This is a genomic window from Thiospirochaeta perfilievii (genome assembly GCF_008329945.1).
Taxonomy (GTDB): domain Bacteria; phylum Spirochaetota; class Spirochaetia; order DSM-2461; family DSM-2461; genus Thiospirochaeta; species Thiospirochaeta perfilievii.
Map to the genome: position 1 here is coordinate 1,243,101 of NZ_CP035807.1, position 14,418 is coordinate 1,257,518.

Genomic DNA, 14,418 nt, shown 5'->3' on the forward strand with positions numbered 1-14,418 from the left:
GGTTATAGAGCAGGTGGTAATATCGGTTGGGAAAGTTCATTTAATACATACCTATATAATTATGTATTAAATGAGAAGGTTGAAATTGTAAATCAAAAACCTATAGGGTTTGGAAAGGATTATATTATTACAACTAATCTTTTGTATAATGAATTGAATATTTACAATAGCCATCTACAATTAGTATATTCTATAGAAGAAATAAAGTTATTAGATCCTCTTAACAGTTTAGGTCTTTCTACAGTGCATAAAGCATTTAAATTTAGTGGAAGATTTTTATTCTTTGATATTTGCTTTCCTGATAATTCTTTAGAATCATATAAGACTATAATTTTTGACCTAAAAGAAGGTAAGTCTTATATAACTAATGATGTTAATACAGAGCTAGTAGGATTTTTTTAAATGCAATTTAATATATAGGGTCATGTTATTTACCATAAGATATTAATTGGAACTGACCCTACGTTGTAGGGCAGCTCAATTAGTCCTTATGGTTATTTCAGGTAACAGTTAATTTGATAGGCAATCCGGTTTGGGTTGCCTTTTTGAATTTATAGGAACCAAAAATTACACTTGAAACCAAGTAAAAAAGGAAGACTGAGGAACGAAGTTGTTTTTACGACTGTTAGGAAAAGATATATTAATTACCCTATTTAAAAGATGCATTAGTAGACCTTTAAACTTACAGTTTGGGTTTGGCCAGGTGACCAGAATACTGCTTATCGGGTGGAGGCGAAGCCGTAACGAACTGTTAACTTAGTTTTGTGTTATTTGATCCTTTTGTTTGGAAACGCTGTTAAAAGCCTTTATTGACCTGAAACTAAGTTCACTGACTATAAGCCGTGTTCTGATCTTCCCCGGAGGGGATTGCCTGGCTTATTAGAGTTTGATTAATTGTGCTTCTATATAATTGTTTAGTATATATAAATGGTTAAGCAATGGTGAGTCTGAGTGGACAGCTAAGAAGAACATTTCAGAGGTTATAGACAAATCTATACCTTCAAAATATATTCCAAACTTTGAATATTATCCCATTTTAATAAATGAGATATCTAGAAAGGATCTACTTAAGATACATAATGCTGTCTCTGCTATTTTCTACATGGAGAATACAGATTCGGAAGATTATAGAAAAGCAATTGATGATCTAGTGACTGTAATTAAAGATTCTAGTATACTAGAGACAAAGGTCTTCGCTAACTGGGTTAATAATTTTCTACTAAACCAGGGTGAAGAGCTTGTATATGAAGATTTTGATAAAATAAAAAAATCAGAGGAGGTACTACCTATGATGGCTGCAAATATTGAAAGGTATAGAGAAAAACTAATTAGTGAAGGCTTAGAACGTGGCTTAGAACGAGGTTTAGAACAGGGAGCTCATAAAAGGGATATTGAAATAGCTAGTAAATTATTAAAAGCTGGTTCAGAATATACTTTCGTAGCCAATATTACCGGATTATCTATTGAAGAACTAAAGTAAATAAAACTATAAATATATTACCAATATGCTATTATTAGTCAAAATTCGATAGCATATAGAAAATAATGATAATCTTTAAATTTGTTCTTAAATTATTTTCTTACTATTTTACATAAAAAATAAAAATACTTTACTCTAGTTACTCCAGAGACTGTTCTCTATAAATGGAAACAAGTAATAAACAGTTACTGGACTCATAATTATATAAATAAGAGGAGAGGTAGACCTCATATCAGTAAAGAAGTTAAAGAACTAATTAAAACCATGAAGATAGATAATTATCTTTGGGGATGCCTTAGGATTAGAGATGAGTTAATAAAACTAAATATTGATATTTCTAGGGAAACTATTAGAAAAATTATTAGTGATTTTAGAAAACAGAATATTATTAAACCTAATTACTCATGGTCAACATTCCTTAAATCCCACTGGAATATCACGACTAACCCAACAATCAAATTTTTAAGACCACAAATAAGTCTCTTTGAAGAGAACTTCCCTAATTCATATTTAATACATGATAATTCTGGTGAATTAAAATATTTTCCTTATAAAGACTATAATATTAAAGAGTACATCCATTATTACAATAATTATAGACCTCACCAAGGAATTAACGGTATACCGAACGGTAAATATCCACCAGAAAACAATAAAGGTAATATAAAGAAACAATCTTTATTATTTGGATTAAACAACCACCATTACAGGGAAGCTAGTTAATAAAAAAAATAATATTTATATCTCAATTACGATTCAACAATGTAGGTTTATTATATAAATATTACTTAAAATAGAATATTGGTAAAATATTGTAAATTTAAAGATGAAATCTCTGCTGTGAAGCAGAGTTTTTTAATAAACTATAGTAATTATTAGTTCTTCCGTATTAAATTGTCACTACGGTGTTTTAAAAGCCCCTCACGGGGCTTTTCCTAGTCTATACCAATCGCCTTTCTTAACTTAAGAATCTTCTGTGCTGCTATCTCTCTAGCCTTAGCCTCACCTTTTTTAAGAACCTCATCAATATAATCCTTATTATCCATTAAGTCATAATACTTATCCCTAATTGGTTTAAGTTCAGCATTTACAACTTCAAAAAGCTCACCCTTAGCATGACCCCAACCCATACCACCTGCCCGGTATGTTTTTGCTAATTTATCCTGTTGCTCTTTTGTAGCAAAGAGTTTATATAGTGCAAATACGTTACAAGTTTCAGGGTCCTTAACCTCTTCAATCTCCTGGGAGTTTGTAACAATTTTGTTGATAGTTTTTTTAAGCTTCTTCTCTGGGAGGAATAACTCTATTGCATTTCCGTAACTCTTACTCATTTTACGGCCATCCATACCAACAATAGTTTTAGTATTTTCATCTATAACATAGCTTGGAATAGTTAAAAGCTCACTTTTATAGTTATGATTTATAGCCTGGGCTATATCACATGCCATCTCAACATGCTGAACCTGATCCTTACCAACTGGAACTACATTAGCATCAAATAGCAGTATGTCCGCAGCCATTAAAATAGGATAAGTATATAAACCCATATTAATTCCGTGATCCTCTGGCTTATCCTTCTCCCTATTTTTATCCACTGCAGCTTTATAAGCATGGGCTCTATTCATTAGTCCTTTTGCAGTAAAAGCATTTAATATTGTATTTAGTTCTAGGGTTTCTGGTACAGAAGATTGTCTATATAAAAGAACTTTTTCTGGGTCCAATCCGCAGGAGAGCCAGGTGGCGGCTACTTCGTAAACGTACTGTTTTAATATTTTTGGGTCCCTAATAGTATTGATAGAGTGATAGTCTGCAATAAATAGACGTGCATCATAGCTATCATCGGATACCATTGTTAATGCTGGTTTAATTGCTCCAAAATAATTTCCTAAATGGGGAATCCCCGTAGGTTTAATACCTGTTAATAATACTTTCTTTTCCACCTGTATCTCCATAATTCTTGCTTTTAAAAAGATATCACTCATAGAATTATTTTACAATAATTTAGAATAATATTAGTTATAGTAAAAATTATTGTAATATAAGTTGATTTTATACCCTACTAATATTATTATTTTTAATAACAAAAAATTCTAATTATTAGGAGAATAACATGGCTTATAAAGTAAATCCAGATGATTGTATTAACTGTGGTGCTTGCGAAGGTGAGTGTCCAGTAGAGTGTATTTCTGAAGTTGATGGTCACAGATTCGTTAACGCGGACGAGTGTATTGACTGTGGTGCATGTGCAGGCGTTTGTCCTAGCGATTGTATCAATCCAGAATAATTCTAAACCGCCTTTAACTGGCGGTTTTTTTGTCTAATTTTAGCCTTGTACCAATCTATAAAAAAATATATTATTTCTAAATCATATTTTAAAATCAGGAGAACAGAATGGCTTATAAAGTAAATACTGCAGAATGCATAAACTGTGGAGCTTGTGACAGTGAATGTCCAGTAGAGTGTATTTCAGAAAAAGACAACGCTAGATTTATAGATGCAGATGCATGTATCGATTGTGGCGCTTGTGCTGATGCATGCCCTACTGAATGTATCGTTCAGGCTTAAAATATCAATCCGCCAATTATAGGCGGATTTTTTTTCCTAATAATAGGAGGCTAGAATGACATTAGAAAACATACAAAACAGAGCTTTAATATTAAGATTTATAAGGGATTTTTTAATACAAAGGGGTATTTAGAAGTTGAAACCCCTCTCCTAAGTAGTACACTAATACCAGAGAGTAATCTAAGTATATTTGAAACAGAACATACCCATCCTTTTAAATCAAATAAAAAGGCCTATTTAGTTCCATCCCCAGAGGTTTGGCTTAAAAGGTTTTTATCTAAAAACCCAATAAATATATTTGAAATATCAAAGTGCTTTAGAAATTCAGAGCAGTCTGGACGACAACACAATCCAGAGTTCACAATGGTTGAATTCTACTCAATGGACTTTACTCACCTAGATACACTCAACTTAACAAAAGAACTACTAAACTATATAAACAGTAACTACCCAGACTCAAAACTCCCTAATAAACATTTAGAAATGAGTATGGATGAAGCATTTATTAAGTTTGCTGGTTTTAGCCTTGAAAATAACATATCAAAAGAACAGCTTAAAATAAGAGCTACAGAACTTGGGATTTTCACAGAAGAGAGTGATGACTGGGAGAGTACATTTAATAGAATATTTATAGATATAGTAGAACCGAACCTACCTAAAGATGTAAATTTATTTTTAACCAATTTCCCATCTAATATACAAACCCTGGCAAAACAGATACAAGATACACCTTGGGCACAACGTTGGGAACTATATATTAACGGTATTGAGTGTGGAAACTGCTACACAGAGGAGAGTAACCCTAAACTTATTAAAAATTACTTTTTAAATGAAGGGGAAGTTAAACACAGTGTAGATATGGATTATTATAAAATTTTTGAAACATTCCCAGAGTGTTCAGGTGGAGCAATAGGAATTGATAGATTAATCATGGGAATCCTAGGAATTGAAGAAATACAGGGGGTGATTTTATTTCCCCACCATGATAATATCTAATGAAATTTTATTTATAAGGAATTGTTATGGGTCAAATAAAAGCTGGAGCAATAGAAAAAGGGATGTTTATCCTTGAAAAAAATACTCCATATTTAGTTACAGAGAGAGAGTTTGTAAATCCTGGAAAAGGGTCATCCTTTGTACGTTTAAAATTAAAAGATCAACGAAGTGGAGCAGCACTTAAAATAACACATAAATCACAGGATAATATTGATGAAATTGATGTAGAAGAACAAAACTGCCAATATCTATACACTGATGGTGAAAATTACGTCTTTATGAATAATGAAACATATGATCAGTTTGAGGTACCATCAACCGGACTTGAGGATGAAAAGTGGTTCTTAATTGAAGGTGACTCCTACAGAGTAGTAAGATGGGAAGAAGAGACACTTGGTGTTAAAATTCCACCTAAAATGGATATGGAAGTTACCGAAGCTGAAGAAGGCGTTAAAGGTGATACAGTTCAGGGAGCATCTAAATATGTAAAAGTAGGAACAGGACTAACAGTAAAGGTTCCAATTTTTATTAAACAGGGTGAGATAATTAGAATAAATACAGATACAAAAGAGTATCAGGAAAGAATTAATAAATAATGAAACATAACGATTACATCAACAAAAAAGTAGAGTTAAACTACAATAAGAGTAAATTGAACTTCAATTTATCACAGGCACTATTTAGCAGTTTTAGTATTGATGCTGGAACAAGTATGTTACTTAAAACAGTTGTAAAAGAGACTGATGAGGAGAGTATTTCATCTATCTATGATATTGGTTGTGGTGTTGGTGTAATCGGAATCGCTTTACAAAAAAGCTTTCCAAACATTAAAGAAGCCGTATTACAGGATAGGGATAGCCTAGCCGTAGAGTTTTCTAAAAATAATGGGGAATTAAACGGCTTATCCAGTATTGAGTACTCAACTGATCTTGCTCTCTTAGGTGTAGAGAATAGAAAGTTTGACTTAATACTATCAAATATCCCGGCTAAGGCTGGAGAGAAGGTATTAATTAACTTTCTATCAAGGTCTGGATCATTTTTAAATGAAAATGGAAAGTGCTGTGTAGTTATAGTTGCAAGCCTTGCAAATTTTGCAGAGTCAACATTAAAAAATGCTGGTTGTGAAATTCTATTTAAAGAGTATAACAAGCAGTATACAGTTCTACACTACAGAGGATACTCTAATGAGTATTCCGAAGATTTTTCAAGTTATATAAGAAATACCGAAACCTTTGATTTTGACGATCATCAATATAAGATGGATACAGTTTATAATGTTCCAGATTTTGACAGTCTAAGTTTTCAAACTACCCTAAGTATGGCCATGTTATCTAGCTACAGAATTAAGGGTAAAGCTCTATTTGTTAACCCAGGACAGGGACATATTCCTGTCTACTTATCAATAAAACATGGAAATGATATTGGAAAAATAGTTGTTGCAGGTAGAGATGTTCTTAAAAACAAAATAACAACCCATAACCTGGAAAAAAACAGAAATAAAATTGATACAGAGAGTATCAATATTCCATATATAGACTCACTTTTAGAGATAGAAGAAGAGTCTTCATTTGACTTTTTAGGTGTAGAGATTGAGCCAGTACCAGGAGCAAATTGGTACTCAATGATAAAAGAGACAGCTAAGAGTGTATTAAAAAGTGGAGGACTGCTCTTTATAACAGGGAAAAGTTCACCAATGCACCAACTACTTAAAGAGACAAAGGGCTTCTCCCCTGTTGAGGATAAGAAGTTTAGAGGGTTTAGAGCAGTACTTTTAAAAAAGAACTAACTCTTCTTTAAATGCAGATCAACCTGAGGGAATGGTATCTCTATATTGTTTGTCTTAAATGATCTCCACACCTCTAGATTTAACCATGAGTTTGCATCATATTTTTGGGAAGAGTTTCTAATCCAACATATTATACCAACAGTTATTCCAGAGTCATCAAATGAGATAACCCTCGGGGTAACTGTTTTGGTTTTAAGTAGATAGGGACACGCCTCTCCTACCTTTACCAAAACATCTAAAACTTCATCTAAATCAGAATTATACGATACCTGAACTGTTGTCTTAATAATAATACTTGGGTCATCAAATGAGAAGTTGTGCACAGGATTATCAATTAGTTTGGAGTTTGGAATAATAATTGATTCATGGGTAATTGTACTTACCACAGAGTTTAAAAACCTAATCTCTTTTAAATTTCCCTCAGTTCCATCAACAATTATATGGTCCCCTACTTTAACCGGCTTTGATGTTAAAATTACAAGGCCTGCAAATAGGTTTGAGATAACACCCTGAAGCCCAAAACCTAAACCAATACCAACTACTCCAAAAAGACCAAAAAGAATAGTTAAATCGATACCTATTACAGTTAAACCAAGTAAAACTATCATGAAAAAAGTAAAGTTTTTTGCAACAGCTCCAATGGTCTGTTTAGTACCCTGATCTATCTTTATATATGATAAAAGAGTTCTATTGGCAAACTTCTGGGCAACCTTACCCCCTATCTGCCCTATGTATAGTATAGGTAGTACTAAAATAATTGTAGTTATTGAAATTCCTTCTACAATGGGATGGGTTAAAACTACACCTAAGGCAATTATATATTTATTAATTTGAGTCCCAAAAAGGTTAACAAAGATAAGCAGAATAAAGGTTAAAAGTAGTACCCGATAAACAACTTTAAACCTCTCGAAAACCAGTTCCTTCTTCTCTTCTTTAAGTTTAGATTTATTAATAGAGACCCTTGTCCAGCGTTTTAATAACTTGTAAATAATAAGGGCTACAACTATAGGTAGAGCAAACTTAATTAAAATTTCAATACTGTTAAAAGGTAGGGAGAGATCCCCTAATTTAATCTGAGTATTTAACATTTTATATATAAATTGGAATACATCTTTCATATTTCTAATTATATCCTAATAAAAATAAAGTTAAACCATTATTTAGGATTAATTTAACAGTAAAAAATCTTAACTAAGCCCATTTTAACCTTAAAAAGTTAATAGATAAAATTTTATTATTTTGGCTATCACACTTGCGTCCCCTCCCAATTAGTAGTATTATTTACACTAGGAAATTTTTGTTAATATAAACACAAATATATAAAGGAAAAATTATGTCAGGAAAAAAAATGGTTGTTATGGATGGTAACCAGGCAGCAGCACACATTGCTTATGCATTTAGTGAAGTTGCAGCTATCTATCCAATTACTCCTTCATCCCCAATGGGTGAGTATTCAGACGCATGGTCTGCATTAGGTAGAAAGAACATTTTTGGTGATTCTGTTGAAATCATGGAAATGCAATCAGAAGCAGGGGCTGCTGGAGCTGTTCACGGTTCTTTAAGTGCAGGGGCTTTAACAAGTACTTTTACAGCTTCTCAGGGTCTTTTATTAATGATCCCAAACATGTACAAAATTGCTGGAGAGATGATCCCAACAGTATTTCATGTTTCAGCAAGATCTTTAGCAGCACAATCACTATCAATTTTTGGTGATCACGCAGACGTTATGGGTGCAAGACAGACTGGTTTTGCAATGACTGCAGCATCATCTATTCAAGAAACTATGGACTTAGCTTTAGTTGCTCACCTTGCAACTTTAGAATCTGAAGTTCCATTTTTAAGCTTCTTTGATGGTTTTAGAACTTCACATGAGTTCCAAACAGTTGAAGAGATCTCTTATGATGACATCAAGAAATTAGTTAACCCTGATTATATTGAAAGATTCAAAAAAAGAGGTATGAGACCAGAGCATCCTGTTGTTAAGGTTGCTGCTCAAAACCAGGATGTTTACTTCCAAGGTAGAGAGACTACAAATAAACACTACGAAGCAATTCCTGGAATTGTTCAAAAATATATGGACCAAGTTGGTGAGTTAACAGGTAGAAAGTATAACTTATTTGACTATGTTGGTGCAAAAGATGCTGAAAAAATCATAATTATTATGGGATCAGGTTGTGACACTGCAGATTTAGCAGTTCAATACCTTGTGAACAGAGGCGAAAAAGTAGGTGTTTTAAAAGTTAGATTATTTAAACCATTTAGTGTAAAAGCTTTTATTGATGCTATCCCTACTTCAGTAACAAAAATTGCTGTATTAGATAGAACAAAAGAGTGTGGTTCTTTAGGTGAGCCTTTATACCAAGATGTTGTAACTGCTTTTGCATCTAACGGTGGAAAAATGCCAACAATTATTGGTGGACGATATGGTCTATCATCAAAAGAGTTTACTCCTTCCGATGTTAAAGCTGTATTTGATCACTTAGATGGACCTTGTTTCCACAGCTTTACAGTTGGAATCAACGATGATGTTACAAACTTATCAATTCCAGTAAATGAGCACTTCGATGTATCTCCTAAAAACATTAGATCATGTATGTTCTGGGGTCTTGGGTCAGATGGTACTATCGGTGCAACTAAAAACTCAACTAAGATTATTGGTCACAACGCTGGACTAAATGCACAATCATACTTTGTTTATGACTCTAAAAAATCTGGTGGTGTTACTTGTTCTCACCTAAGATTTGGTGAAGACTCATGTAACATGCCTTGGTTAATTAACTCAGCTGACTTTGTATCTTGTAACCAACCATCATATATTGGTAAATACGATATGTTAGGACCTTTAAAGAAGGGTGGTACATTTGTATTAAACTCTGATTTTGGTGCGGACAAAGCATTTAACCATTTAACAAAAGATATGCAAGAGTTTATCATCGAAAATGATATTAAATTCTACAATATCGATGCATTAAAAATTGCTCAAGCTGCTGGTCTTGGTACAAAAATCAACACAGTTATGCAAGCAATTTTCTTTAAACTAACAGGTCTAATCCCTGAAGCAGAAGCTATTCAGTTAATGAAAGATGCTGTTAAGAAAACATTTATTAGAAAAGGTCAAGATATTGTAGATATGAACTGGGCTTGTATTGATGCAGCAGCTGCTGGATTAGAAGAAGTAAAAGTTCCAACATCAATTACAGAGTCTTTTGTACCACCTGAGTTTATTCCTATAAAAGCAGATACACCAGACTTTATCAAAGATATTTTAAGACCAGTTTCTTTAATGAAAGGTGATGATATTCCAGTATCTAAAATGTCCTATGATGGTGTTGTTCCAACAGGAACTGCAAAATATGAGAAACGTGGTGTAGCACCTTCTGTTCCTGTATGGTTAGATGATAACTGTATTCAGTGTAACCAGTGTGTTATGGCTTGTCCTCATGCTGCAATTAGAGCTGCTCAAATTACACCAGCAGATGTAGCGAAAGCTCCAGCAGGTTTCAAAACAATTAAATCAACAGCTAAAAACGAAAATGACCTACAGTTTAGAATCCAAGTTTACAGTGAAGACTGTACAGGTTGTGGTGTTTGTGTTGATGTTTGTCCTGGTAAGAAAAAAGTTAAAGCTCTTGAGCTTAAAGCACTTCCTGAAGTTATGGCTGATGGTGAAGTTGCAAGAACTACTTACTTTGATGCACTACCTGAAAACTTTGAAGGTGTTAACTTAAATACATTTAAAGGTGCACAATTCAGAAAACCTCTATTTGAGTTCTCTGGTGCTTGTGCTGGTTGTGGTGAGACTCCATACGTTAAGTTAATGTCTCAACTTTTTGGTAACAGAATTGTTGCTGCAAATGCTACAGGTTGTTCTTCTATCTATGGTGGTACATTCCCAGCTATTCCTTATACTAAGGATGCTAATGGACGTGGTCCAGCTTGGGGTAACTCACTATTCGAAGACAATGCAGAGTACGGTTTTGGTATGAGATTAGCTGTTGATTCAAACAGACACCTATTAAAACTTAAATCTGAAGCTGTAATTAGTGCTGGAACTACTCCAGAGTTAACTGCTGCTTTAACTAAGGCATTAGAAAACTGGACATCTAAAGATGATGCACAGTTCTACCTACAACAAGAGATCGAAAAATTATTACCTGCTGCAATTTCTGCTGCTAGTGGTGAAGTTAAAGAAGATCTTGAAATTATTAAAACTCACGTTGACTACTTCATCGATAAGTCTGTATGGATCATCGGTGGTGATGGTTGGGCATATGATATCGGTTACTCAGGTGTAGACCACGCTGTTTCAAATACTAAGAACATTAACATTCTTGTATTAGATACAGAGGTTTACTCTAACACTGGTGGTCAAGCTTCTAAAGCAACTCCAGTTGGAGCAGTTGCTAAGTTTGCTAACGCAGGTATGAGAAACGATAAAAAGAACATGGCACTTATGTGTATGAGTTATGGTCACGTTTATGTTGGTTCTATCTCTATGGGTGCTAACAGAGCTCAAACTCAGAAAGTATTTGAAGAAGCAGAAGCATGGGATGGTCCATCAATAATCTTCGCTTACTCTCCATGTATTGCCCACGGTATTAACATGGCTAAATCTTCAACTGAGATGAAGAGAGCTGTAGATGCTGGTTACTGGCCACTATTTAGATATAACCCAGCACTACCTGAAGGTGAAAGATTCATTTGGGAATCTAAAGAACCTAAAGATAGTTACCAGGACTTTATTAGAAGTGAAAGACGTTATACTGCATTAGAAAAAACTGCTCCTGAGCAGGCTGAAGCACTATTTGCTGAAGCAGAAGTTAATGCTAAGAGACGATGGGACTTCTATAAAAAGATGGGAGATATAATGTAAAAATTCCATAGTGGATTTTTATAATTCTTAATAACCCTCGGGATAACCGAGGGTTATTTTTTTTATAAAAATTTTTTTTATTTAAGCTTTAAGATCTGATTTAATGTTAAAGAAGGTGAGTCTGTTCCTACAGATAGTCTAAGAAGAGTTCTATCTAAACCTAGGGAGCTTAGGTATTTAAGACCACTACTACTTTGACACTCTGTATAGTGGGCTAAAAGAGTATATGGCATAAGTATTGGAAACTCACAACCTAAGCTAGGACCTTTAGGAATATTTGCCATATTATATTGATTCTCAAAATCTTTATTATAGATAAATGATATAACACCACAACCACCAATACCCCTTGATATCTTATCCCAGTTAGTCTTATTCTTTTCGCTATTCACAGAGTAAACAGACTTAATTTTTGGACTATTTAATAACTTATCCTCAACTATTTTACTATTATGTAATACTTTTAATACTCTCTTTTTATACCCCTTTATATTTAGGGATAACCTATTTAAATCTCTTAAATAGAGGGGAATACTCTTATTCTTTATATCTCTGATAACTTTAGGGGATACTCTTGATTTTTTAGGAATTATTGTAGCTCCAGCCATTACATCACCATATCCAGAAGCAAACTTTGTTAAACTTTCAAAAATAATATCGCAATAGCTAGAAATATCAACACTCCAAGGTGTTGCAAATGTATTATCCACCATAACTAAGAAGTTATACTTTTCTGATAACTCATAAACTTTAGGTATATCAGGAACTGAGATTAATGGGTTTGATACACTCTCTAAATATAGACCAACAACCTCATCTCCCCTCTTCTCTAATAAGAACTCTAGTTCCTCTGTATTTGTCACATCAGGGATTATGACATACTCATCGCAACACTTTTTAAATATTGCTAATGTATCAGCATAGGCCCAACCATAAACTATAAAAAGCCCTCTACTGGACTCTTTAAAGAACTCTTTTACCTGTTTGAATCCAGTGTAGATAGAGTTCATACCACTACTAGATAGAACTATCTCCCTAGAATCATACCCCTCTTTTAATACTTCTTTAATTGTAGATTCTGAACCATTTTTACTACTCTGTTCAAAAAATAGTGTACAATCTTCACCTAAATCTATAAGCAGATCTTCAGCCTCCCTAGAGTAGATCATATATCCACAATGCTTCATAAAACTAAAGTATCTCTCTACATCAAGAGAATTATTAAAAAAACATAGAGTATACTTTTTATAGTTATAATAGGAAGGAACTACCCCTGATATTTCAGAAACCTCTATAGCAGCCTCTTTAGATGGTAGAAGAAGAGAAAATCCGTTGCATAAACTTAATTTATCCTCTAATAAACTACAAACTTTTTTAATATATGGATGTATAAGAATCCTAGGATATGCTGTTTTTATTTTCTCTTTACTAACCTGTGTCCCCTCTTCATAATCTATTACATCCTGGATAGTTGGCATACTAACTGAGAATGCATGGGGGTTATTTAAGGGGATACTATCCCCTAAAGGTATATGGGTATAATAACTTTTATTCACCAATTATTCCTTTTAAATCATCTATTAGATCATCTATATCTTCTAAACCTACAGAGATACGAAGGGTTTCAGGGTTTATACCTATCTCCCTAAGCTCATCACTGGTAAATGATGCATGACTTATCTTTCCTGGACTCTCTATTCGACTATCAGCTGTTCCAAAGGAACACTTTTCACTAAATAAAATAGTCTCCTCAACAACTCTTAAAGCTAACTCTTCACTCTCAAAATCTACAGTTAAAACACCGTTAAAATAGCTCATCTGCTTTTTTGCAGTTTCATATTGGGGGTGGGATTTTAATCCAGGATAGACTACCCTTTTAACTCTAGGGTGATTCTCCAACCAAGTAGCCAGTTTAAGAGCACTATCCTGGTGAGCTTTTAATCTTATAGGTAGGGTTGGAATACCTAAAGAGATTGTATGAACATCCATAGGATTTTGACTTCTTCCCTGGGCGTTAGCTGTATATTTAATCTCTTTAAGTAGGTTTTTATTATTAGAAACAATAGCTCCACCAATTACAGCCCCATGTCCAGACACATATTTAGTTGTAGAGAATAGTGAGATATCAGCCCCTAGCTCAAGGGGTCTCTGGCTAACAAAGGTAGCAAGACTATTATCCACAGCAAAGATGGTTTTATATTTTTTAGTAAGCAGTCCTACTTGTTGTAAATCTAAAATTTTTAATCCAGGATTTGTAGGGGATTCAATTAATACAATACTTATAGGATTAGACTTAAGCTTGTTTTCAACTTTCTCTAAGTCTAAAAAGTCTACAAAATGAAGGGTTATATTCATTCTATCCCTATAGTATTTAAGAAGACGAAATGTACCACCATAGGTATCCTTATCCACAAGGATATGGTCATTAACTCTTAAAAATGATTCAAATAAGAGGGCAATAGATCCTAAGCCTGTATGGGTTAAAACGGCCCCAACTCCACTACAGACCTTGGAGAGTAGGTTCTCTAAGGACTCTCTAGTTGGGTTACCACTTCTTGTATAGTCATAGGGATTATCCCCCTGCTTTTTAAGGTCAAAAGTAGCAGTTTGATATATTGGCATATGGCTTGATCCAAATGGATCCTTAATCCCACCATTTTCTGATAAATGGGCTAAAATTGTATCTATTTTATATCTGTTTCTATCCATAAGGATATT

At 33.6% G+C, this 14,418-nt stretch carries 13 protein-coding genes; 9 read left to right on the plus strand and 4 right to left on the minus strand.

All coding sequences use genetic code 11. The annotated features are described in order from the left end of the window. Window positions 1–141 precede the first annotated feature (141 nt). The 3 genes from EW093_RS05720 (at window position 142) to EW093_RS05730 (ending at window position 2,203) form a co-directional block, all read left to right on the plus strand. Window positions 142–402, plus strand: a complete 261-nt coding sequence (locus EW093_RS05720) for a hypothetical protein (RefSeq protein ID WP_149567471.1) — start codon at window positions 142–144, stop codon at window positions 400–402. 508 nt (window positions 403–910) lie between these two features. After that, a complete protein-coding gene (locus tag EW093_RS05725; RefSeq protein WP_149567472.1) occupies window positions 911–1,480 on the plus strand; it encodes an RpnC/YadD family protein in 570 nt (189 codons plus the stop codon). Window positions 1,481–1,744: 264 nt separating this feature from the next. After that, the gene (locus tag EW093_RS05730) at window positions 1,745–2,203 is read left to right on the plus strand and encodes a hypothetical protein (protein ID WP_149567473.1); all 459 of its coding nucleotides are present in this window, start codon (window positions 1,745–1,747) and stop codon (window positions 2,201–2,203) included. A gap of 212 nt (window positions 2,204–2,415) precedes the next feature. Here EW093_RS05730 and trpS read toward each other — a convergent pair whose 3' ends face one another. After that, entirely contained in the window at window positions 2,416–3,462 is a 1,047-nt protein-coding gene (gene trpS / locus EW093_RS05735; RefSeq protein WP_246745075.1) for a tryptophan--tRNA ligase, read from the minus strand. A 128-nt stretch (window positions 3,463–3,590) separates the two neighbouring features. On the opposite strand from trpS, the gene EW093_RS05740 reads away from it, so the two are divergent. From EW093_RS05740 to EW093_RS05760, 5 genes are all read left to right on the plus strand, one after another. Further along, window positions 3,591–3,764 carry a ferredoxin family protein gene (locus EW093_RS05740; RefSeq protein ID WP_149567474.1) on the plus strand — a complete coding sequence of 58 codons (174 nt, stop codon included), beginning with the start codon at window positions 3,591–3,593 and terminating at the stop codon, window positions 3,762–3,764. Between the two features lie 107 nt (window positions 3,765–3,871). After that, window positions 3,872–4,045 (plus strand): ferredoxin family protein, encoded by a 174-nt coding sequence (locus EW093_RS05745; protein ID WP_149567475.1) that lies wholly within the window; start codon window positions 3,872–3,874, stop codon window positions 4,043–4,045. 96 nt (window positions 4,046–4,141) lie between these two features. Next, window positions 4,142–5,041, plus strand: coding sequence for an amino acid--tRNA ligase-related protein (locus EW093_RS05750; protein ID WP_246745093.1), 900 nt, complete (start codon window positions 4,142–4,144; stop codon window positions 5,039–5,041). A 26-nt stretch (window positions 5,042–5,067) separates the two neighbouring features. Beyond that, window positions 5,068–5,637, plus strand: a complete 570-nt coding sequence (gene efp, locus EW093_RS05755; RefSeq protein WP_149567477.1) for an elongation factor P — start codon at window positions 5,068–5,070, stop codon at window positions 5,635–5,637. After that, window positions 5,637–6,827, plus strand: a complete 1,191-nt coding sequence (locus EW093_RS05760; protein WP_149567478.1) for a methyltransferase — start codon at window positions 5,637–5,639, stop codon at window positions 6,825–6,827. The genes efp and EW093_RS05760 overlap by 1 nt, the downstream gene beginning before the upstream one ends. Here EW093_RS05760 and EW093_RS05765 read toward each other — a convergent pair. Then, window positions 6,824–7,945 (minus strand): mechanosensitive ion channel family protein, encoded by a 1,122-nt coding sequence (locus EW093_RS05765; protein WP_149567479.1) that lies wholly within the window; start codon window positions 7,943–7,945, stop codon window positions 6,824–6,826. The genes EW093_RS05760 and EW093_RS05765 overlap by 4 nt on opposite strands. A 215-nt stretch (window positions 7,946–8,160) precedes the next feature. Between EW093_RS05765 and nifJ the strand changes: the two genes are divergently transcribed. Continuing rightward, window positions 8,161–11,700, plus strand: a complete 3,540-nt coding sequence (gene nifJ, locus EW093_RS05770) for a pyruvate:ferredoxin (flavodoxin) oxidoreductase (RefSeq protein ID WP_149567480.1) — start codon at window positions 8,161–8,163, stop codon at window positions 11,698–11,700. A gap of 77 nt (window positions 11,701–11,777) precedes the next feature. On the opposite strand, the gene EW093_RS05775 is transcribed toward nifJ, so the two are convergent. Both EW093_RS05775 and EW093_RS05780 read right to left on the minus strand, forming a co-directional pair. Beyond that, on the minus strand, window positions 11,778–13,256 hold the full coding sequence (locus tag EW093_RS05775) for a PLP-dependent transferase (RefSeq protein WP_149567481.1): 1,479 nt from the start codon (window positions 13,254–13,256) through the stop codon (window positions 11,778–11,780). Beyond that, window positions 13,249–14,409 (minus strand): trans-sulfuration enzyme family protein, encoded by a 1,161-nt coding sequence (locus EW093_RS05780; RefSeq protein ID WP_149567482.1) that lies wholly within the window; start codon window positions 14,407–14,409, stop codon window positions 13,249–13,251. Before EW093_RS05780 ends, EW093_RS05775 begins: the two co-directional genes overlap by 8 nt. Window positions 14,410–14,418: the final 9 nt, after the last annotated feature.